20 protein-coding genes are annotated in these 18,509 nt (G+C 61.0%); 7 read left to right on the top strand and 13 right to left on the bottom strand.

What is annotated here, in order from left to right; all coding sequences use genetic code 11:
- The first annotated feature begins 5 nt into the window (after positions 1-5).
- Positions 6-392 (top strand): hypothetical protein, encoded by a 387-nt coding sequence (locus P5689_RS08840; RefSeq protein ID WP_031240841.1) that lies wholly within the window; start codon positions 6-8, stop codon positions 390-392.
- A 70-nt stretch (positions 393-462) separates the two neighbouring features.
- On the opposite strand, the gene P5689_RS08845 is transcribed toward P5689_RS08840, so the two are convergent.
- From P5689_RS08845 to P5689_RS08855, 3 genes are read right to left on the bottom strand one after another with little or no spacing between them, the layout of a single operon-like run.
- A complete protein-coding gene (locus P5689_RS08845; protein ID WP_285532874.1) occupies positions 463-1,464 on the bottom strand; it encodes an SDR family oxidoreductase in 1,002 nt (333 codons plus the stop codon).
- Positions 1,465-1,484: 20 nt separating this feature from the next.
- Positions 1,485-2,063, bottom strand: coding sequence for a YqaA family protein (locus tag P5689_RS08850; protein ID WP_062163774.1), 579 nt, complete (start codon positions 2,061-2,063; stop codon positions 1,485-1,487).
- A gap of 50 nt (positions 2,064-2,113) precedes the next feature.
- Positions 2,114-2,440: a YnfA family protein gene (locus P5689_RS08855; protein ID WP_285532875.1), complete on the bottom strand. Its 327-nt coding sequence runs from the start codon at positions 2,438-2,440 to the stop codon at positions 2,114-2,116.
- 382 nt (positions 2,441-2,822) lie between these two features.
- Between P5689_RS08855 and P5689_RS08860 the strand changes: the two genes are divergently transcribed.
- Genes P5689_RS08860 through P5689_RS08870 form a run of 3 tightly spaced genes read left to right on the top strand, consistent with a single transcriptional unit; the run spans position 2,823 to position 5,297 of the window.
- Complete coding sequence (locus P5689_RS08860; RefSeq protein ID WP_285532876.1) at positions 2,823-3,638, top strand: MetQ/NlpA family ABC transporter substrate-binding protein; 816 nt, start codon at positions 2,823-2,825, stop codon at positions 3,636-3,638.
- Positions 3,635-4,666 carry an ATP-binding cassette domain-containing protein gene (locus tag P5689_RS15555; RefSeq protein WP_336717756.1) on the top strand — a complete coding sequence of 344 codons (1,032 nt, stop codon included), beginning with the start codon at positions 3,635-3,637 and terminating at the stop codon, positions 4,664-4,666. The genes P5689_RS08860 and P5689_RS15555 overlap by 4 nt, the downstream gene beginning before the upstream one ends.
- Positions 4,647-5,297, top strand: a complete 651-nt coding sequence (locus tag P5689_RS08870) for a methionine ABC transporter permease (RefSeq protein ID WP_023978780.1) — start codon at positions 4,647-4,649, stop codon at positions 5,295-5,297. The genes P5689_RS15555 and P5689_RS08870 overlap by 20 nt, the downstream gene beginning before the upstream one ends.
- Positions 5,298-5,554: 257 nt before the next feature.
- Here the strand turns inward: P5689_RS08870 and P5689_RS08875 are convergent, their stop codons facing one another.
- The 3 genes from P5689_RS08875 to P5689_RS08885 all read right to left on the bottom strand — a co-directional run bounded on the left by P5689_RS08875 (position 5,555) and on the right by P5689_RS08885 (position 8,865).
- Positions 5,555-7,102, bottom strand: coding sequence for an ATP-binding protein (locus tag P5689_RS08875; RefSeq protein WP_285532877.1), 1,548 nt, complete (start codon positions 7,100-7,102; stop codon positions 5,555-5,557).
- Entirely contained in the window at positions 7,086-7,805 is a 720-nt protein-coding gene (locus P5689_RS08880; RefSeq protein ID WP_023978778.1) for a response regulator, read from the bottom strand. The genes P5689_RS08875 and P5689_RS08880 overlap by 17 nt, the downstream gene beginning before the upstream one ends.
- A 76-nt stretch (positions 7,806-7,881) precedes the next feature.
- A complete protein-coding gene (locus P5689_RS08885; RefSeq protein WP_285533869.1) occupies positions 7,882-8,865 on the bottom strand; it encodes a cysteine synthase A in 984 nt (327 codons plus the stop codon).
- 144 nt (positions 8,866-9,009) lie between these two features.
- On the opposite strand from P5689_RS08885, the gene P5689_RS08890 reads away from it, so the two are divergent.
- Positions 9,010-9,411, top strand: coding sequence for a rhodanese-like domain-containing protein (locus P5689_RS08890; RefSeq protein ID WP_285532878.1), 402 nt, complete (start codon positions 9,010-9,012; stop codon positions 9,409-9,411).
- 17 nt (positions 9,412-9,428) lie between these two features.
- Here the strand turns inward: P5689_RS08890 and bioD are convergent, their stop codons facing one another.
- The 7 genes from bioD to P5689_RS08925 all read right to left on the bottom strand — a co-directional run bounded on the left by bioD (position 9,429) and on the right by P5689_RS08925 (position 16,040).
- On the bottom strand, positions 9,429-10,823 hold the full coding sequence (gene bioD / locus P5689_RS08895) for a dethiobiotin synthase (RefSeq protein ID WP_285532879.1): 1,395 nt from the start codon (positions 10,821-10,823) through the stop codon (positions 9,429-9,431).
- Entirely contained in the window at positions 10,820-11,449 is a 630-nt protein-coding gene (locus P5689_RS08900; RefSeq protein WP_285532880.1) for a biotin synthase, read from the bottom strand. Before P5689_RS08900 ends, bioD begins: the two co-directional genes overlap by 4 nt.
- Positions 11,446-12,630 (bottom strand): 8-amino-7-oxononanoate synthase, encoded by a 1,185-nt coding sequence (locus P5689_RS08905; RefSeq protein ID WP_285532881.1) that lies wholly within the window; start codon positions 12,628-12,630, stop codon positions 11,446-11,448. The genes P5689_RS08900 and P5689_RS08905 overlap by 4 nt, the downstream gene beginning before the upstream one ends.
- Positions 12,631-12,704: 74 nt before the next feature.
- Entirely contained in the window at positions 12,705-13,598 is an 894-nt protein-coding gene (locus P5689_RS08910) for an SDR family oxidoreductase (RefSeq protein WP_285532882.1), read from the bottom strand.
- A 215-nt stretch (positions 13,599-13,813) separates the two neighbouring features.
- Positions 13,814-14,242, bottom strand: coding sequence for a hypothetical protein (locus tag P5689_RS08915; RefSeq protein WP_285532883.1), 429 nt, complete (start codon positions 14,240-14,242; stop codon positions 13,814-13,816).
- Positions 14,243-14,320: 78 nt separating this feature from the next.
- Positions 14,321-15,394, bottom strand: coding sequence for a glycosyltransferase family 4 protein (locus tag P5689_RS08920; protein ID WP_336717749.1), 1,074 nt, complete (start codon positions 15,392-15,394; stop codon positions 14,321-14,323).
- A gap of 13 nt (positions 15,395-15,407) precedes the next feature.
- Positions 15,408-16,040, bottom strand: a complete 633-nt coding sequence (locus P5689_RS08925) for an NUDIX hydrolase (RefSeq protein WP_285532884.1) — start codon at positions 16,038-16,040, stop codon at positions 15,408-15,410.
- Between the two features lie 263 nt (positions 16,041-16,303).
- Between P5689_RS08925 and mtnA the strand changes: the two genes are divergently transcribed.
- On the top strand, positions 16,304-17,407 hold the full coding sequence (gene mtnA / locus P5689_RS08930) for an S-methyl-5-thioribose-1-phosphate isomerase (protein WP_285532885.1): 1,104 nt from the start codon (positions 16,304-16,306) through the stop codon (positions 17,405-17,407).
- 229 nt (positions 17,408-17,636) lie between these two features.
- Positions 17,637-18,509 (top strand): DUF2272 domain-containing protein, encoded by an 873-nt coding sequence (locus tag P5689_RS08935; protein ID WP_285533870.1) that lies wholly within the window; start codon positions 17,637-17,639, stop codon positions 18,507-18,509.

The raw sequence follows: 18,509 nt of genomic DNA on the forward strand, positions 1-18,509 counted from the left end.
ACGACATGGGTGCGAGAATGCAGGTTGTGCAGAAAGATGATGGCACAGGGGCGACGCTGCGCTTTCTTGAAGGGAGCGGCCTGGAAGGGGAAATCGACCTGACCCTCGACCAGCTGAGCCAGCTGATTGCCAGCCTCGGACGGGTACGTTTTGCCATGACGGCCGGGCAGGCTCAGCCCCCCATCGGCAATGCGCCATTCCTGCCGGTTTACAGCACGAACTGGGCGCTCCAGATCGATGCCCTGACCGAGGGCTCGACGCTGGCCTTCCAGCACCCGGCATTCGGGCCGGTCGGGTTGGTGTTCGGGCCGGAAGATGCCGAGAAGCTGGTCAATGGCCTCAAGCATCATCGTGCGATCATGTCGACGAACACCAGCCGCCGACCGAGCTAGGCATGACAACCCTGATTGTCAGTTTGCTGACAATCAGGGAGGCAAGGCTTTCAGGAGACGGGGCGTGGCGTCAGTTCTTGCCCCGTGCAGCGCGCCACAAGGCCACGATCCCGGCCAGACCCAGCAGGGACGCACCCAGACCGATACGCCGCGGAATTGTCAGCAGCAGCGGCTTGCGACCCTGTTCGCGGAGCGGAATTCCCTCATAGGGGCCGTGCGCTGCGTAAGCGCCCTCGACGCTTTCCACAAGGGAGTCCGGTGCGTCTTCCGGTGCGCCGGCGCCAAATTGTGCCTTGAAACCCTTGCGCGCCAGAAAGCGGTCGCGCAGCGAAGGGGCAAGCCCATTGATCAGGCTTGGCAGAATGGATGATGCCCCAACCCAGATGTCACGATGATGGCCCAGGACAGCCTGACAGATCGCGTGGGCTGCAATCTCGGGCTCGTAGATGCGCCCGACTGGCTTGAGGGTATGACCCGAGAGGTTACGACTCCAGCCCAGTCTTGTCGTGTTGATGGAGGGCAGATGCACGACCGTCAGGTCGATGCGATCGGAAAGTGCGTGGATTTCCGGGCGGACACTGTCGCAAAAGGCACTGATTGCCGCATGAGCGCCATTGACGGCAGATTGCAAGGGCAGGCCGCGCAACGGATGAGCCAGACCCAGATTGACGATCGTGCCGCTGCCACGGCGGCGCATGCAGGCCAGCGCTGCCTGCGTGCCAAAAACCGAGCCGAGATAGGTCACATCGGTCACGCGGCGCAATGTGGCCTCATCGAGCGACAGAACCGGGCCGATGGCGGTAACGCCCGCTGCGTTGATCCAGGCCGTGATCGGACCCAGATTGCGCTCGACCTGCTCGGCTGCCTGGGCGAGCGCTGCGGCGTCTGACACATCCACCTGCAGGGTGAGGGTGCGCACCGCGCTTGCCTCGAGTTCCTGAGCGGCATCCTGAAGCCGCTGCTCGTTTCGTCCAATCAGGGCAATGTCGAAGCCATAGGACGCCAGCATACGCACGGTGGCCCGCCCGATACCGGCTCCGGCGCCCGTGACGACGGCAATCTGGTTGGGCATGGCGGCAATCCTCATTCGGTCTACAAAAGGGTGACAGCCAGAATGCCAGCGATGATGAGAAAGAGAAAGCCTGCGAGAACGAGGGTCAGGCGGCGCTCGATGAAATCGCGGATAGGTGCACCGTAGAACCAGAGCAGGGTCGCAACCAGAAAGAAGCGCGCCCCGCGTGTGACCAGACTGGCTGCGATAAATGGCAGGATCGCGAAATGCGCTGCACCTGCCGCGATCGTGACGATCTTGAAGGGGATGGGTGTCAGCCCCTTGAGCAGAATGATGGCCACACCATACTGGCGGAACTTCTCCTGCATGACGGCCAGTGTATGCTCGGCATGATAGAAATGAACGATGGGTAGCGCGACGTGCTGAAGCAGCATGGCGCCAATCACCCAGCCAAGCATCGCCCCGGTGACGGAGCCGACCGTGCAGATGGCCGCAAGTCTGAAAGCGCGCTCACGGGCCGCCAGAATCATCGGGATCAGCATCAGGTCGACAGGAATCGGGAAGAAAGAGGCCTCGGCAAAAGCGACGGCAAACAGCCACCAGCTGGCATGACGCGAGGCCGCCAGTGCCAGGGTGCGTTGGTAGAGGGCGTGAAACAAGAGGCGACTCCGGGTGGGGCAGACCTCAGGTCAATGGCTCAAGAACCCCGTCATGTCGAGCGCGGCGCCCATAAAATAACCCCGGCACCCAGAAGGCATATGGTGGCGCCAAGCAGATCCCACCGATCGGGCAGTCGGCTTTCGATCAGCCACATCCAGAGCAGAGACGCCACAATGTAGATGCCGCCATAACTTGCAAAGGCGCGTCCCGCGCTGTCGCTGTCGATACGTGTCAGCAGAGCGGCAAAAAACATGAGGCTCACCATGCCGGGTACAAGCCAGAGCATTGATCGCCCCAGCCGCAGGCAGGACCAGAAAGCAAAGCAGCCTGCAATCTCTGCAAAGGCGGCGGCAACATAGTAAAAGAACGTCAGCATGGCGTGACCTTGGATGGAATGCGTATTTCGCTGCGTCTCTTCTTGCAGAAATCCTTCAGGTCGGCCTTATGCAAGGGACTATTCTGCGGTGAAACATGCGGTGATGCAGAACCTGCCTGTGGTCGAGCGACGGGATGGGAGCCTCTTCTGTACCCCCAACATATGACCCCGAATGGCCGAGCCATGATTCTCGGAGAGGATCAGCGGGATAGTATCAGGGACTGGAACGGAGGGGTGAGCCATTCGAACACGATGGAACATTGCTTTATCGAGCGTTCTGTATAAGACACAGATCAATCGTTGAATGCGTCGAGACTGATATTATTAACGAAGAAAAATCGTTCAATTTATCGGCTCGCGCCAGGAACCGGATATCTTTCTCATGTCCTTCGCCTCGCTCCCGCGTCGTACGGTGTTGTCCTCGCTTTTTGGTGCGTCCATGGCTCTAGGCCTGCGCGGCGCTCGTGCCGAGGGTAAGCCCATCCGTGTGGGAATCATGGCGGGCGAGGATGAGGATATTTGGCGTCTGGTCAGCCAGAACGCGCAGAAGCAGGGGCTGGCGCTCAAGATCGTCACATTCTCTGATTACTCGACACCGGACGAGGCGCTGGCGTCGCACGACTTGGATGCCAATTCCTTCCAGCACAAGCCGTTTCTCAAGGCGCAGTGCGACGCGCATGGCTACCGTATTACCCCTGTCGGGGATACGTATGTCGCACCGATCGGCCTCTATTCGCGCAAATGGAAAACGCTCGCGGCCCTCCCCAAGGGTGCCGTGATCGGTGTGCCTAATGACCCGAGCAATGAAGGGCGTGCGCTGCTGCTGCTTCAGACACTGGGCTTCATCAAGCTGTCGCCATCTGCGGGCCTGCTGCCGACGCCGCTGGACATCACCGAAAATCCGCATGAATTCACCATACGCGAGCTGGATGCCGGGGTGGTGGGGCGTGCCCTGCCGGATCTGGATGCAGCGGTGATCAACACCGACTGGGCGCACAAGGCCGGGGTCGATGTGGTGCATGAGCGGCTGGCGCGCGAGGGCGTAAAGGACAATCCCTATATCTGTGTGATTGCCGTCAACACCGATGATGTGCAGGCGCCCTGGGTAAAGCCGCTGGTCAGTGCCTATCAGCAGCCCAATATCCGTCAGGCGCTCATTGATGTTTATGCCAATACTGTCATCCCTGCGTTTTCATGACGCTGCTTGATGTTTCAGGTCTGTCGTGCCGTTTCGGGGCGCAGACTGCTCTGAGCGATATCAGTTTTCAGGTTGATAAAGGCGAGATCATCGGTGTGATCGGCAGTTCCGGCGCGGGAAAATCCACGCTGCTGCGCTGCCTCTGTGCGCTTGAGCGCCCTTCGGAAGGGCGAATCCTGCTCGATGGAGCCGATCTCGCTGCCCTGCCTGAACGCGACCTCGTGGCGGTGCGCCGCAAGGTCGGGCTCGTGTTCCAGCATTTCAACCTGCTCAACTCACGCGATGCGGCTGGCAATATTGCCCTGCCGCTCGAAATTGCCGGCTGGCCCCGTGCTCGGATTGCCCCACGCGTGGCGGAACTCCTGACCCTGGTCGGGCTTGAAGGGCACGGGCACAAGCGCCCCTCCGAATTGTCAGGCGGTCAGAAGCAGCGTGTGGGCATTGCGCGTGCCATTGCCAATTCACCCTCGTTGCTTCTGTGCGACGAGGCGACATCTGCCCTCGATCCGCACACGACGTCCTCTATTCTCGAATTGCTGGCGCAGATCAACCGTGATCTGGGCCTGACGATCATCCTGATCACGCATGAGATGGATGTTGTGCGACGTTTTGCCCATCGCGTGCTGGTGCTCGATCATGGCGCACTGATCGAAAATGGCACGATGGCCACCTTGCTGCGTGACAGTCGCGGCGATGAGCGTCTGGAACGGCTTCTGGCCGATATCCGGCCGACCCTCCCAGCCTATGTCCGTGAGAAGCTTTCGTCCGATCCGCGCCCCGGAGACAGAACCCTGCTGCGTGTCGTGCTTGGCGCACAGGCTGCCTGCACGGCTTTTCTGTCGGAGATCACGCGTCGTTTCGATCAGGATATTACGCTTGTACAGGGCGGGGCGCTTGATTGCGGGGGAGAACCCCTGACCGACATGATCCTGGCCCTTTCCGCGCCGCTGAGCCCATCGCTCAGCCTCTATCTCGACCAGCAGGCCCATGTGACGGAGATACTCGGCTATGTACCGGCTGATCGGTAAGCTCATCATCGATTCCACCCTCCAGACGGTGGAAATGGTCGCAGCCTCGACACTGGTGGCCCTTGTGTTTGGTCTGCCTCTTGCCGTGCTGATGATCGCGACCCGCCGCAAGGACCTGTATGATGTGCCGTGGCTTGGCTACCCCATAGGCTGGCTGATCGACGCCATTCGAGCCATCCCGTTCATTATTCTGCTGGTCCTGCTCATTCCGGTCACGCGGCTGATTGCCGGTACGTCTCTGGGTACGCTGGCGGCCATTGTGCCGCTTTCGATTGCAGCCATTCCCTACTTCGCCCGCATTGCCGAGATTTCCCTCCAGGAAATAGAGCCCGGGCTGATCGAGGCTGTGCGTGTCATGGGTGGAACGCGCTGGATGGTCATCCGCTATGTGCTGATTCCCGAAGCCCTGCCCGGGTTACTCTCAGGTTTAACCGTCACCGCCATCACCCTTGTTGGCGCCTCGGCCATGGCAGGGGCGATCGGAGCGGGCGGTCTGGGTGATCTGGCCATTCGCTACGGCTATCAGCGCTTCAACACTACCATCATGTTTGCCGTGGTGGCTGTGCTGATCCTCCTTGTGGGACTTATCCAGGGAGCGGGGACCCTGGCGGTGCGAACTGTCAAACGCTAGGCGATAGATGATGCGGGGCGCTGCCCCGCACCCCGCCAGAGGCGCGCCTCTGGACTCGATTAAATGACAAGGCGAGCCAGACAGAGCGGTTACCGACTCCTGCTACAGAAAGGGCAGGAAGCGCATGGCAATCAGGTTGATGCAGGGTCCGCGTGCCGCGCCCTGCGGTGTCCGTAGCGCACTTCCGGACCGAGTTTGCCGGTCATCAAGCTGAAGGGCAAGGAAAGGCCGCCGGGTTCGGGCAGAACCCGGATTGCTTACAAAGGCAGGATGACGCTTGCGCGCAGCCCCCCTTCGGGGCGGTTGACAAGGGTGACATCCCCGCCCTGACCGCGCACGGTAGAGCGGGCGATGGCCAGACCAAGGCCGGTGCCGCCGGTTTCTCGGTTGCGGCTGGTTTCGGCACGCACAAAGGGTTCGAACATACGCTCGAGATCTTCCTGCGGCAGGCCGGGGCCGTTATCGTCGATGCGGATGCAGACGTTCTTTTCCTGACCCGGCCCACGGGCGCAGGTCACGCTGATTGCGGCGGAACCACCGTATTTGAGGGCATTCATGACGAGGTTGGTCAGGGCGCGTTTGAGCGCCAGCGAACGTGCCTTGATGCGGATCGCATGATCGGGCTCGTGGTAGCTTACCTGATCGGCAAGGTCGGGGCGGGCCTCGGCCGCTTCATCCGCGATGGTCTGCAAAAGTGCGCCCAGATCCAGAGCAGTCATGGGCTCCTGGGTCGAGCTGTCACGCCCAAAGGCGAGGGTCGCAGCAACCATGCTTTCCATCTCGTCCAGATCGGCCAGGAACTTCTCACGCAACTCGTCATCGTCGATGAATTCAGCACGCAGCTTCAGGCGCGTGATGGGTGTGCGCAGGTCATGGCCGATGGCGGTGAGCATCAGGGTACGATCCGTGACGAAACGCCGGATACGCGCTGCCATCGTGTTGAAGGCCATTGCAGCCTGACGGATCTCGGTTGGCCCGGATTCAGGTAATGGCTGCGTATGAACATCACGACCGAGTGCCGTGGCAGCATTGGCAAGCGTTGCGACAGGGGCGATGAGCCGGAGCGAACCCCAGAGAATCAGGCCGCCTCCACAGATCGTCATCAGGGCAAACGAGATCATGAAGGTGGGTGAGCCAAACGGATTGGGCGGCCGCACCGTGTAGTTCATAACCAGCCAGCGATGGTCATCGGGCATCTGCAGCGACATTGCATAATGGCGCGTGCCGGGTTTATGGCCCATCACCATGCGTTGCGGGCGCAGACGCGCAGGCAGCATGCCGATGCCCGAAAGGGCCGGGGGCATGAAGGGCGGTGGTCTCCGCTCCTCGGAACCGCCAGGGTCGAAACCTGCCGGAGGGGGGGGCATCCCCTCGAAGGGGAAGGGGTTGTGTCCTTCACCGCCCATGTCGCCCGGTGGGGGAAATCCCCCTTCCTCCTGCCGCTCGGAAGGCGGATTGCCGCGCATCATGGGGTTCATGGCGAATGGCAGGGGTATGAACGAATTGGGGAAATGAGTGTCCGGTCTGGTGTCGAGAACGATCTTGAAATTCGAGGGGACTTCTATCGCATCGAGCCCGGCTTGTCGGTCAGCGGGCGGAAGTTCGACCAGCGTATGATAGATCGAAAAGGCATGATGCTCGTTGTCATGCATCTCCGCCCGGTCGGCAATATTGAGGTGATCGAGGGCATGGATGGTCAGGCCGGCCGCCTGAACCACGCAAAGCCCCGCAATCAGAAGCAGATTGGTGCGCGCTCGCAGCGAGCGCGGCAGAAGATGGATCACGGTGTCAGAGGCGTTCGACATCGGCGGCCAGAACATAGCCGCCCCCGCGTACCGTCTTGATCATCTGGGCGTTGCGCCCGTCATCCTCCAGCTTGCGGCGCAGACGGCTCACCGCAACGTCAATGGCGCGATCGAACGGCCCGGCCTGTCGGCCACGCAGCATTTCCAGCAGCATGTCACGTGTCAAGACACGGTTGGCGCGTTCGAGAAACGCCAGAAGCATGTCGTATTCGCCACCCGTCAGCGGCACTTCGGCACCATCCGGATTGAGCAGACGACGGCGCGCAGGCTCGAGTGTCCAGCCCGAAAAACGGATCATGCGTGAATCGGCTGAAAGCTTCTTGTCGGAACTGTCGGCGGTGCGACGGAGCACGGCACGGATACGAGCCAGCAGTTCACGCGGGTTGAACGGCTTGGCCACATAGTCATCAGCGCCGAATTCGAGGCCGATGATACGGTCTGTCTCATCGCTCATGGCGGTCAGCATGATGATCGGGACATTGTCCTGGCTGCGCAGCCAGCGGGCAATGTCGAGCCCGCTTTCGCCAGGAAGCATAAGGTCGAGCACCACAAGCTGATAATGGCCCGCCGCCCAGGCACGACGGGCTTCACGCCCGTCGCGTGCGGCGGTCACGCGAAAATGGTTGCGCTCGAGAAAGCGGCAGAGCAGCTCGCGTATCTCGCGGTCATCATCAACGATGAGAAGGTGCGGGGTCGTTTCCATGAATGTAACATTGGTCCGAATCGAATGTCCCCTTCAAGGGGCTGTTTCATTCCGTCACAACTTGCGAAAACCTGTCTCAATCGAGCCAGGGTGGGGTCGGCAGGTTTTTGGCCCGCAGGAATTCAGGATTGAAGATCTTGGACTGGTAGCGTGCTCCACCATCGCAGAGGATTGTTACAATACGATGGCCCGGACCAAGGCGTTTTGCCACGCGAATCGCTGCCGCCACGTTGATTCCCGCCGAGCCGCCCAGCGAGATTCCCTCGCGATCCTGAAGCGAGAAGATCTGCTCGAGCGCTTCGGCATCGGGAATACGTTCGGCATCGTCAATCGTGATGCCCTCCAGATTGCCCGTCACGCGGGATTGCCCGATCCCTTCGGTAATCGAGCCGCCCGAAACACTCAGATCGTTCGATTTGACCCAGCCGTACAGCCCTGAGCCTTCCGGGTCGGCCAGAACGATCTCGGGGCGCTTGCGACCCGCCGCCTCGGCCAGTTCACCAAGGCCCAGCGCAACACCTGCCAGCGTACCACCCGTGCCGCAGGCGCAGGTGAAGGCATCGACACGACCATCGAGCTGCTGCCAGATCTCGAGCGCCGTGGTCGTCCGGTGGCCTTCGCGGTTGGCAGTGTTGTCGAACTGGTTGGCCCAGACGGCATTGTCGGTTTCCTCGGCAATACGGCGGGAGACATGCACGTAATTGCCGGGGTCACGAAAGGGCTTGGCAGGCACGAGGCGCAGATCGGCCCCGATCATGCGCAGGAAATCGATTTTCTCGCGGCTCTGCGTTTCCGGCATGACAATGATGGTGCGATAGCCACGGGCCTTGGCGACGAGGGTAAGGCCGATACCGGTATTGCCTGCCGTGCCTTCAACGATCACACCGCCCGGCTTGAGGGCGCCCCGCTTCTCCGCATCGAGAATGATAGCCTGAGCCGCACGATCCTTGACCGACCCTCCGGGATTCATGAACTCGGCCTTGCCGTAGATTTCGCAGCCGGTCGCTTCCGACGCCAGCTTCAGACGGATCAGCGGCGTGCCGCCAATGGCGCCGATCATACCCTCTGAAGGGTGCTGCCAGCCCGGAATGACACTGGTGGCGTGGGAGGGGGTCACGTTCTGCGTGGTCATCTACATTCCATCCTATACGTCTGCGGTTTGAGAGTTTAACGTCGCGACATGTAAAATAAATGAGGAAAAACGATGGTCGACTGTATTTCGGCACAAGCTGCCTGGGAACGCCTGACGGCAGACAAGGATGCCGTCCTGATCGATGTGCGCACCCCCGGCGAATGGCAGCTGGTTGGATTGCCCGACCTCTCAACCCTCGACAAGGATGTCAGAACCCTGAGCTGGGACCCTTACGATGCCAATGGTTTCGCACGCTCTCTGCGTGAACTTGTGCCGTCGCTGGAGACGCCCGTGTTGTTCCTGTGCCGCTCGGGCGTGCGCTCACAGCAGACGGCGGAACTCGCGGCGCATCTCGGCTATGTCGAGGCGGTGAATGTGGTCGAGGGATATGAAGGCCAGCCGGATGCTAACGGTCAGCGCGGGCGGGTCTGTGGATGGCAATACGAGAATCTGCCCCTGTATTTCCCCGGCTGAAAGCGGCGCTGACTGCGTCAGAAACCCTGTAGTCTCAGGGTTTCGCGCAGGCGCTCTGCCTCCTGGGCCACGCTTTGCGGCGTGATGGCGTCCAGCAGAGGAATTTCGGCCAGCACAGGCACCTGCCCGAAATGCTCTATGGCCGCCCGATTGGCAGCGTTCGGGGGGCCGCTCATCACCACGCCGGCAATGGCGATACTGCGCTGCTTCAGGGCTTCGAGGCTGAGCAGCGTGTGATTGATCGTGCCCAGTGTGGAGCGTGTGACAAGAATGACCGGTAGGCCCAGTGTGGCCGCCCAGTCGATCAGCAGGGTCTCGGTATTAAGCGGTACCATCAGCCCGCCAGCACCCTCGACCACCAGAGGCCTTGTGCAATCCGGAAGGGTCAGGCCCTCCAGGTTGACTGTTCGGCCCTCTGCCGCCGCCGCGTCCTGCGGTGAGAGCGGGGCGAGAAAGGCATGCGCGGGGGCCAGCACACGTGAAGCGGGGAGGGCGGCAAGCGCACTGACGCTATGCGTGTCGCCTGCTTCGTCGCTCAGCCCGGTCTGGAAGGGCTTCCAGTAGGTGGCATCGAGCGCACGGGTGAGAATGGCTGAAACAAGGGTCTTGCCGATCCCGGTATCCGTGCCCGTGACGAAAACGCCTCGTGTCTTTACGGCGCTGCCGAAGGCGATCTGGTAGTCCATCTCGTTGGTCATCCTGTCGAAATGCTGCATCACGCGCCGAAGTTCGGGGGCTGTCAGCTTGCGGCTGGCCTCCTTCGGCGTTGTCGCCCCGATTTTTCTGAGATCGAGCAGAAACGCGCGTGCGGAACCTACAGGATCACGCTGCGTCTCAAGCGACCATTCGCCCTGAAGCGACGGGGGGAGTTCAGCCAGAAGCGTTCTGGCCGTGGGATAATCCGGGAAGCCGCAGGGCAGGGATTGCGCGGCGCAGGCCTCGCGCCATTGGGCAAAGCTGCCTTCAGCCAGCGTTGTCACCTCAAGTCGCCCACCCGGTGCAAGAAGATGGGCCAATCGACGAAAGGCGGCTTCCCGATTGCTGAACCACTGCATGCAGAAGCTGGAACAGATGAGATCGAACGGCCCGGGCAGGGTCGGGTGCTCGGCATCCATCACGTGATAACAGATATCGGGCACGGCGCGTGCAGCGCGGGCGATCATGCCGGGTGAAAGGTCGATGGCGGTGATCTCTGCCGCCGGGAAAAGCCCGCGCAGGAGGCGGGTGAGAGCCCCTGTGCCGCAGCCCAGCTCCAGAATCCGGCGGGGCGGGTTGTCCGGCGTGACATGCGAGGCAATACGCTGTGCAAGCGCGATGGCCGTGAGGGCCTGAACACGCGCAGCCTGATCATAGTGCTCGGCCATGTCGAAACGCGCGGCAATCGGGGCGAGGCGGCTGGCTTCCTCGCTCATGCGTCTTGCTCCAGCCGGTCCCGGATGATGGCTGCGCAACCCTCAGGATCGGTCAGGGGCAGAAGATGCCCGCCTTCGCGTTGCAGGGTCTTCGCCAGAGGGAAGCTGGCCTGGGTCATGGCAGGTGTTACCAGCGGATCATTCGTGCCGCTGATTGTTGTCAGACTGGCCCCCCAGCGGCGCGCTTCGGCTCTGGCATCGGCCGCGATCAGCGCATCCAGCCCGGCCTGCAACCTGTCGGGTGCCAGCGTGGTGCAGGGCAGGAAGGGCTCGAATTGCTGACGGAACTGCGTGACCACCCCCGCCGGATCATCGGACAGGCGACTGGCCATGCGGGAGAGGATACGGGGAGGAAGACCTTTGGGAAAATCGTCCGACCGGGTGAAACGGGCGAAACTGTTGAATGCCACGATGCCGCGACACCCGGTGAGATCGCGGGCGAGAAGATCTGCCGTGCCTGCTGAATGGGTGATGGCAAGATAGGGGGCGTCGGGCAGGGTCAGTGTTTCGGGCGCACCTGTGTAGCCGCGATCGAGAAAGACCGAGTCAGGATGGCCGAGTGCCTCGTGAACCGGGGACCAGAACCGGGCATCGAAACTCCATCCATGAACAAAGACGAGCTTCATGACTGGCCTGGCCGCAGGGCTCCAGTCAGGGCATCGGCAAGCCTGTTGATGGCGGCTTCATCATGGCTGGCACTGAGGGCCAGACGCAGGCGCGCCGACCCGGCAGGGACCGTTGGCGGACGGATGGCAATGGTCAAAAGGCCCTGCTTTTCGAGCGTTTCGGCAAGAGCAAGGGTCGTTTCTTCATCGCCGATCATGACGGGAATGATCTGCGTGGTTGAACCGCCTGTATCGATCCCGGCTTCGTTGAGCCGTTGACGCAGGAGCGCCGCATTCTGCCGCAGTCTCAGGCGGGCCGCCTCCAGATCAGGCATGAGTTCCAGAGCCGCATCCATGGCGCCCAGCATCGGCGGGGATGGAGCCGTGCTGTAGATGAACCCCGAGCATGCCGTGATGATCCAGTCGCACAGGGCGCGTGAACCGGCAATATAGGCTCCCATGCTGCCCAGCGCCTTGCTGAATGTGCCCATGACGAGATCCACCCCATGACCATGAGACAGGCCGCGACCCTGGGGCCCCAGAACGCCCGTTGCATGGGCTTCATCAAGGTAGAAGAAGGCGTTGTATCGTTTGGCGAGAGCGCTTAGCGCGGCGATATCGGCCGTATCGCCATCCATGGAAAAGACGCTCTCCGTCACGATGAAGCGCAGGCCGGGCTGTTCGGCGTGGCGCTCAAGCAAGGCCTCGAGATGGGCCAGATCGTTGTGACGGAATCTGATCTGCTTCACCCCGGCTGCAGCACAACCGTGATGCATGCTGGCGTGATTGAGCTTGTCGGCAAAGACCAGCGGCGCCACGCCGGTCTGTTCACGGGCCAGGCGGAACAGAGCGGGCAGAACAGCAGCATTGGCTTGCCAGCCTGATGCGAACAGCAGGGCGGCTTCTGCCCCCTTGAAGCGGGCAAGGCGCCCCTCGACCTGTTGATGCAGATCCAGCGTGCCACTGACCAGCCGTGACGCCCGCGCTCCCGTGCCATGCTGCACGGCCCAGTCGGCGGCGCGGTCTCGCAGGAGCGGATGACCCGAGAGACCAAGATAGTCGTTTGACGAGAAATCGAGCACTTCGCGGCCCTGACGCAGAACCGCATCGGGGGTGCGATGCAGGGGGCGCAAGGTGCGTCGCAGGGAACGGGATTCCAGCGTGTCGAGTGCCTGTCTGAGAAGCGGATCAAAGCGCGTCATGGCTTGTCCCTGCCGCTACGGCGTGGCCTTGTCAATTCTTCGGCATGACCCGACCCCGGTATGGGTGTCCCTGCTCAGCCGCGATGCCGGACCTTCGCGTAATTACGTCGTCCGATTGCGTAGAGCACAGGCAGTGTCAGGCGTAAAAGTGCAGGAGCGACCATGCACATCTTGCCAAATACCCCATCAATAGCGGGCATGAACTGCTCGCGGCAGGTATTCTGCCGGTTTCTGCCCAGCTGGTTGACGACGGCCTGCGCGACTTTGGCAGGGTCGAGGGGCGTACTGACGTAGTTCAGGACGGAGCCACCCTCTGCCATTTCACGGTGCAGCATGGATGTCTGTACCGCACCCGGAAAAACAGTGCTGACCGACAGGTTTGTTGGTCGCAGTTCCTGGGCGAGGGAGAGCGCGAAGCTTCGCAGGCCTGCCTTGGCTGCAGCATAAGCCGCGCTTCCGGCCAGTGGCATGACCGCCGCCATGGAGTTGACGAAAACGATATGACCGCCCGCCTTTTCACTGCTCGCGCCACAGCTCATGAGGGGCAGGAGGTGGCGTGTGAGGAGAACAGGTGCAGTAAGGTTGAGGGCGATCTGGGCTTCGATTGCGGCGCTCTCGGCCTCGGCAAGCGGGGATGGTGTGATCAGCCCTGCACAATGGATGAGGGCAAAAACGGGTCGATCGAAGTGCTCGATGCTCTCGCTGACCGAAGCGAGCGTTTCGGTCCGGGCAAAATCACAGGCAATATGGAGGGTACGAACGGAATCAAGGTCGGGCTTCGAGCGGCAAAGCGCTATGAGATCGTAGCCCTGCGACAGAAGGGTCTGGCCGATCAGGGCACCAATTCCCCCCGAGGCTCCCGTGAGCACCACCAGTTTTCGCTCGTTCTGCCACTGTTCCGGCGCGTGTACTGAACCACGCGAAGAAGCGACAGGGCGGAAGCCTTGTTGGGGGGGAGAAGCCGTCATGGGCATTGTCTTAACGCCGAATGCCGAAGCGAGACATGGGAATTCGGTCGTATGGGGTCTTTTTTAATCAGGATGTTACGTGCCGGAGGGTATGACCCGGTTATCGGTCATACCCGAAGCCCTCGACCCCGAGCCAGTCCAGCCTTAGTCAAGGCTGGCTGGCAAAAGAACCGGTCGTGCCGGAAGCGACCGGGTTCTGTCAGATGGTCAGGTACTCAGTTGAAACGGCCAAGATTGCGGAAATCCTGACGCGTCTTGTTGGAAAGGGCCTTCATCTGGTCGCGCTGCGCCTTCTGGTCAGCCTTGAACTGATCGATGCGCTGGGTACGATCCTGCTTCAGGTCATTGAGCCGATTTTTCTGCTCGTCGATCTTGTTCTGGATTTTTTCGCGCTCGTGCTGGGGCGCGTTGGCATATTTATCGCGCAGATCTTCGATTTTCTTCTGACGAGCCTGAGCGGCCTCCTGGTTCTTGTTCTGCCAGTTCTGCATGCGCTCATTCATGCAGTTTTCCTTGTTGGCCAGACGGCCAATCATGGTGTCGTTTCCCGTTGCATTATTGCATCCGGAAGTCTGCGCATGAGCGACAGGCGCTGCAACAAGAGTTGTCAGGGCCAGTGCGGGCAGAAAACGTGTCTTGAACATGTGTCCTCTCAGTCAAATACTGTACGAGGATAATCAATGATCCCAATGTGTCGAATATACGGCGCGACGAATCGCCCGTCAGCGCGATTTTTTCAGATTTATCGATTTCTCACGCATTTTCTTCAGTAATTGACGTGCCTGAGAAAGATCAAATTTCTGCGCCTGTTCATGTCCGCGTCTGATGCATTCTTCTCTGAGTTCTTCATCATCAATCAGGCGGAGCATCGCCTTTTCCAGCGCATCACCGTCATCCGGGAGGGCCAGGAGCGCAGCCGTACCGACGACTTCGGGCAGCCCGCCGCGTGGTGAGGCGATAACGGCTGCGCCGCTCGCCATGGCCTCGAGAGCGGTCAGACCGAAAGGCTCGGGCCAACGGCTGGGCACGACGACAATCGAGGCCGCAGCCATGGCTTCGAGCACCTGATGATGCATCTGATAGCCACAGAGTGTGATTCCCGCCGCGCTTGCACTGGCCTCGACCCGATCGACAAAGGTTGTGCGTGGCGAATTGAAGCGAAAGCGATCGGCCCCGATCATGATTGCTTTCCACCCCGGAGCCTTCTGGCTGACCGCAGCCCAGGCGCGCACGAAGGCGTCGGCCCCCTTATCCGCCACCATACGGCCCGCAAAAAGCACCAGTTTTGCGCGTTTCTCGGGGGGGGCGGGCAGGGCAGACAGATCGAGACAATTGGGCATGACCGTAACCGGCCCGTCATCGAGGTCTTCCAGAAAGCGTCGTCGCAGCCAGAAAGAGACCGTGAACACTCTCACATGCTGCATGAGCTCCTGACGCTGGCGTGGCCGACGGGCCCCATGCATGTCCTGTGGGTCGTTATGCAAAATAAGGTGAACCGGGACACCGCACCCCCGCAGCGCACGCGCCAGAGCCGGTCGGTTATGGACCTCCACCAGATCGGGTCGATGCCGTCTGATCTCACGCTGGCAGGCAATCCGATAGCGCGTGCCGTCACGGCGCCAGCGATGCAACCCGCCCGGCTCGGTCACGGCGATGAACTGGCCACCCGGCAAAGGTGAGCCGGTGATTTCGGTACCGATCACGATATCTTCCGGGGACGCCAGACGGGAGACCAGAAGCGCGATGGCCCCTGCACGGTCAGGCGCATAGCCCTCCCGGCGGGGGAGAATGGTCATGACCTTCATGGCGTCAGTCGTAATCCGTCGCCAGATCCGGCTGGTCGTAATGATCGAACATGCGGCGAAGCTGATGGGGGAGGAGCCGTGTCAGGGAAAGATCATCCGGCAGGTTGTCACGGTTGAACCAGCCGATCCCCGAGGTTTCAAGGTTGTCGATGGTGGGGGTGCCGCCTGTCAGACGACACAGATAGAACACCTTGGCACAGGAAAAGACGTCAGGCGGATGGCCCTGTCTGTTACGGTCCCAGAGGGCAGCCAGCTTGATGATTTCCGCGCTGTACCCGCTCTCTTCCATGACTTCCTTGAGCGCGTTTTCAGCCGTGGTGAAATTCACATCCGCCCAGCCGCCAGGAAGGGTCCAGCGATCCTGGTCGATGGCTTCGCGTACCATCAGGATCTCGCCTGCCGCGTTGAATACCGCGCCACGGACATCGATCTTGGGGGTGGCGTAGCCTTTTTCATTCGTGAACAGGGCAAGCACTGTCTCGGGTGTGTTCTGGCCCAGCGCGGCGATCATGGACGATGCGAGCATGCGCAACTGCTCGTACCGCTCGCGATCATAGGGATTCTGGCAGAAGGTGAGTCCGTTCTGGGCGATCGCCTGTACGTCCCGTGCCCAGGTCAGCCATTGCGGTTCGCTCATATTCCGGTCCTTTTGCCTATGCCCCAATATAGACCGGATCGGCCCGGTCGTAAAACCTTGTTCCCGATCATCAGCGTCGTTCCACAGCTTGTCAGTATCGTGGCAGATTCATGAAAACGCTCGCTGCGTTACAGGAAATAAGGGTGCAGGAACTTGAGTCCTTTCCCCTTATTTGCCACATGCTAGCCCTCTGATCATGACACCGGCTCCCTTGTCAGGAAGCAGTTCCCCCGCATTGCGTGGCTCACAAGACGGATACCCACATGAAAATCAACGGTACGCCCTATCGCAGTGTCTGGCGCGACGCCCAAGACCCGGCTCTCGTGCATATCTTCGACCAGACCAAGCTCCCCTGGACGCTCGATGTTCTCGCCCTGCGCGAAGAGGATCAGGTGGCTCATGCCATTCGTACCATGCAGGTGCGCGGCGCTCCCTTGATTGGCGCAGTTGCCGCTTATGGTCTGGCCTTTGCCCTGCAGAAAGACGCATCCGATGCCGGCCTGAAGGACGCAGCAGCGCGTCTGGTCGAGACGCGCCCGACGGCCATCAATCTGCGCTGGGCCATCGAACGCATGGTGGCGCATCTTCAGCCTCTGGCGCCTGATGCCCGCGTGAAGGCAGCCTATGAAGAGGCGGATGCGATCTGCGATGAGGATGTGCAGGTCAATGAAGCCATCGGTCGTCATGGGCTCGAGCTGTTTCGTACGCTCTGGGAGAAGCGCCGCCCCGGTCAGGAACGTCTCAATATCCTGACCCATTGCAATGCAGGATGGATTGCCACGGTCGATTGGGGCACAGCCCTGGCCCCGATCTATATGGCCCATGATGCGGGGTTGCCCGTTCATGTGTGGGTGGATGAGACGCGCCCCCGCAATCAGGGCGCATTGCTGACAGCCTGGGAGCTGGGGGCGCATGGTGTGCCGCACACGTTGGTCGCGGATAATGCCGGTGGGCATCTGATGCAGCATGGCGAGGTCGATCTGGTGATCGTAGGAACAGATCGCGTGACCCGTCAGGGAGATGTTGCAAACAAGATCGGCACGTATCTCAAGGCCCTGGCGGCTCATGACAATAACGTGCCTTTCTGGGTCGCCCTGCCTTCCTCGACCATCGACTGGCGGGTAACCGATGGTGTGAAGGAAATCCCGATCGAGGAGCGTTCGGGCGAGGAGGTGACCTATGTTCACGGCATTGATGAGCAGGGTCAGGCTGCCCGCGTGCGCGTCACCCCCCGAATCACCAAGGCCGCCAATCCGGCCTTTGATGTCACCCCGGCCCGACTGGTTTCAGGGCTGATTACTGAGCGTGGCCGCTGTGAGGCGACTGCCGAGGCTCTTGCTTCCCTGTTCCCTGACCAGGCTGGCTGAAGCCCCGGCAGCTTCTTGCAAGCCAGTCACCAAGGCATGACGAGGGCGGCACTTGACCGGAGCGCCGCTCTCGTTCCTATCTCGCTGTAATGAACCGGCGCTGTTCGGCGCTCGTTGCGCATACAGGGAGAAGAATCACATCATGGGCGCCGGACTGTTTTCTTTACGATCATATGCGCAGAATACCCTTGCCGGGCAGAGCCGGGTTGTCGGCGCTCTTGGTGCGCTCATGCTGCTTTCAGGGTGCGCGTCGACTGCGGTTCAGAATGCAGCGCAACATCCGGCCCAGACGCCTATGGCGCAATATGCCAACGGGCGTGTCGGGGCCTATGGCTATGATGGCCATGTGCCCGACTTCGCCTCGCGCAATTTCGTGCCGTTCAACCGTCAGGATGTTGTGGCGATCGCCATGCGCGAATGGCGCATGTTCGGCAACCCTGTCAGCGATGACGATCCTGAGGATCGTCCCGAGCCAAGCGCTCCCTCGCTCAAGCCCGAGCGTATTCCGGGCCTCTGGCAGCGTGTGGGCGAGTACTGGTGGATCGGGCAGGACCCCTATGAGACGGAAGTCTCATGGAGCGGCAAATACAATGCAGATGGTCAGCTCTTCCGCCCTGAGAATGACGGGCATTACGCCTGGTCGGCGGCATTCATCTCCTATGTGATGCGCGTGGCTGGTGCGAATGACCGCTTTCCCTATTCGCCCAATCATTCGACCTATATCAATGCCGCCGCTTCTGGACAGTCCACAGGTCTGCGTGCGCAGGACCCGAAAACCTATATTCCCCAGTTGGGTGATCTGCTCTGCGTGGGTCGCGGCAAGAGCCGCAGCGTGACCTTTGCCTTGCTGCCAACCTCCTACGGGTTTCCTTCCCATTGCGGCATCGTGGTTGCCACGCATCAGAATGCCCCGCCCTTTGGCAATGAGCTGAGCATCATCGGCGGCAATGTGGATGATACGGTATCCCTGACCCATGTTCCGACCGATTCCAACGGTGCGCTCGCAACCGCCGAGGGTCAGTTCTACGATACGCGCTATCCGTGGTGCGCCGTGCTTCAGGTGCTCTACGATGCCGATCGTGAGCCTGATAGCGGGCAGTAA

The sequence above is a fragment of the Asaia sp. HumB genome (assembly GCF_030263835.1).
In the GTDB taxonomy this organism is placed as follows: Bacteria; Pseudomonadota; Alphaproteobacteria; order Acetobacterales; family Acetobacteraceae; genus Asaia; species Asaia bogorensis.

Bases quoted from the DNA above. Each gene is read 5' to 3' on its own strand.
- P5689_RS15555 (WP_336717756.1), top strand. From the start codon at position 3,635: ATGACGCTGCTTGATGTTTCAGGTCTGTCGTGCCGTTTCGGGGCGCAG.
- bioD (WP_285532879.1), bottom strand. From the start codon at position 10,823: ATGAGCGAGGAAGCCAGCCGCCTCGCCCCGATTGCCGCGCGTTTCGAC.
- P5689_RS08845 (WP_285532874.1), bottom strand. From the start codon at position 1,464: ATGCCCAACCAGATTGCCGTCGTCACGGGCGCCGGAGCCGGTATCGGG.
- P5689_RS08935 (WP_285533870.1), top strand. From the start codon at position 17,637: ATGCTGCTTTCAGGGTGCGCGTCGACTGCGGTTCAGAATGCAGCGCAA.
- P5689_RS08920 (WP_336717749.1), bottom strand. From the start codon at position 15,394: ATGACCATTCTCCCCCGCCGGGAGGGCTATGCGCCTGACCGTGCAGGG.
- P5689_RS08870 (WP_023978780.1), top strand. From the start codon at position 4,647: ATGTACCGGCTGATCGGTAAGCTCATCATCGATTCCACCCTCCAGACG.
- P5689_RS08905 (WP_285532881.1), bottom strand. From the start codon at position 12,630: ATGACGCGCTTTGATCCGCTTCTCAGACAGGCACTCGACACGCTGGAA.
- mtnA (WP_285532885.1), top strand. From the start codon at position 16,304: ATGAAAATCAACGGTACGCCCTATCGCAGTGTCTGGCGCGACGCCCAA.
- P5689_RS08925 (WP_285532884.1), bottom strand. From the start codon at position 16,040: ATGAGCGAACCGCAATGGCTGACCTGGGCACGGGACGTACAGGCGATC.
- P5689_RS08875 (WP_285532877.1), bottom strand. From the start codon at position 7,102: ATGTCGAACGCCTCTGACACCGTGATCCATCTTCTGCCGCGCTCGCTG.
- P5689_RS08910 (WP_285532882.1), bottom strand. From the start codon at position 13,598: ATGACGGCTTCTCCCCCCCAACAAGGCTTCCGCCCTGTCGCTTCTTCG.
- P5689_RS08915 (WP_285532883.1), bottom strand. From the start codon at position 14,242: ATGTTCAAGACACGTTTTCTGCCCGCACTGGCCCTGACAACTCTTGTT.
- P5689_RS08840 (WP_031240841.1), top strand. From the start codon at position 6: ATGGGTGCGAGAATGCAGGTTGTGCAGAAAGATGATGGCACAGGGGCG.
- P5689_RS08855 (WP_285532875.1), bottom strand. From the start codon at position 2,440: ATGCTGACGTTCTTTTACTATGTTGCCGCCGCCTTTGCAGAGATTGCA.
- P5689_RS08890 (WP_285532878.1), top strand. From the start codon at position 9,010: ATGGTCGACTGTATTTCGGCACAAGCTGCCTGGGAACGCCTGACGGCA.
- P5689_RS08880 (WP_023978778.1), bottom strand. From the start codon at position 7,805: ATGGAAACGACCCCGCACCTTCTCATCGTTGATGATGACCGCGAGATA.
- P5689_RS08900 (WP_285532880.1), bottom strand. From the start codon at position 11,449: ATGAAGCTCGTCTTTGTTCATGGATGGAGTTTCGATGCCCGGTTCTGG.
- P5689_RS08885 (WP_285533869.1), bottom strand. From the start codon at position 8,865: ATGATCGGCGCCATTGGCGGCACGCCGCTGATCCGTCTGAAGCTGGCG.
- P5689_RS08860 (WP_285532876.1), top strand. From the start codon at position 2,823: ATGTCCTTCGCCTCGCTCCCGCGTCGTACGGTGTTGTCCTCGCTTTTT.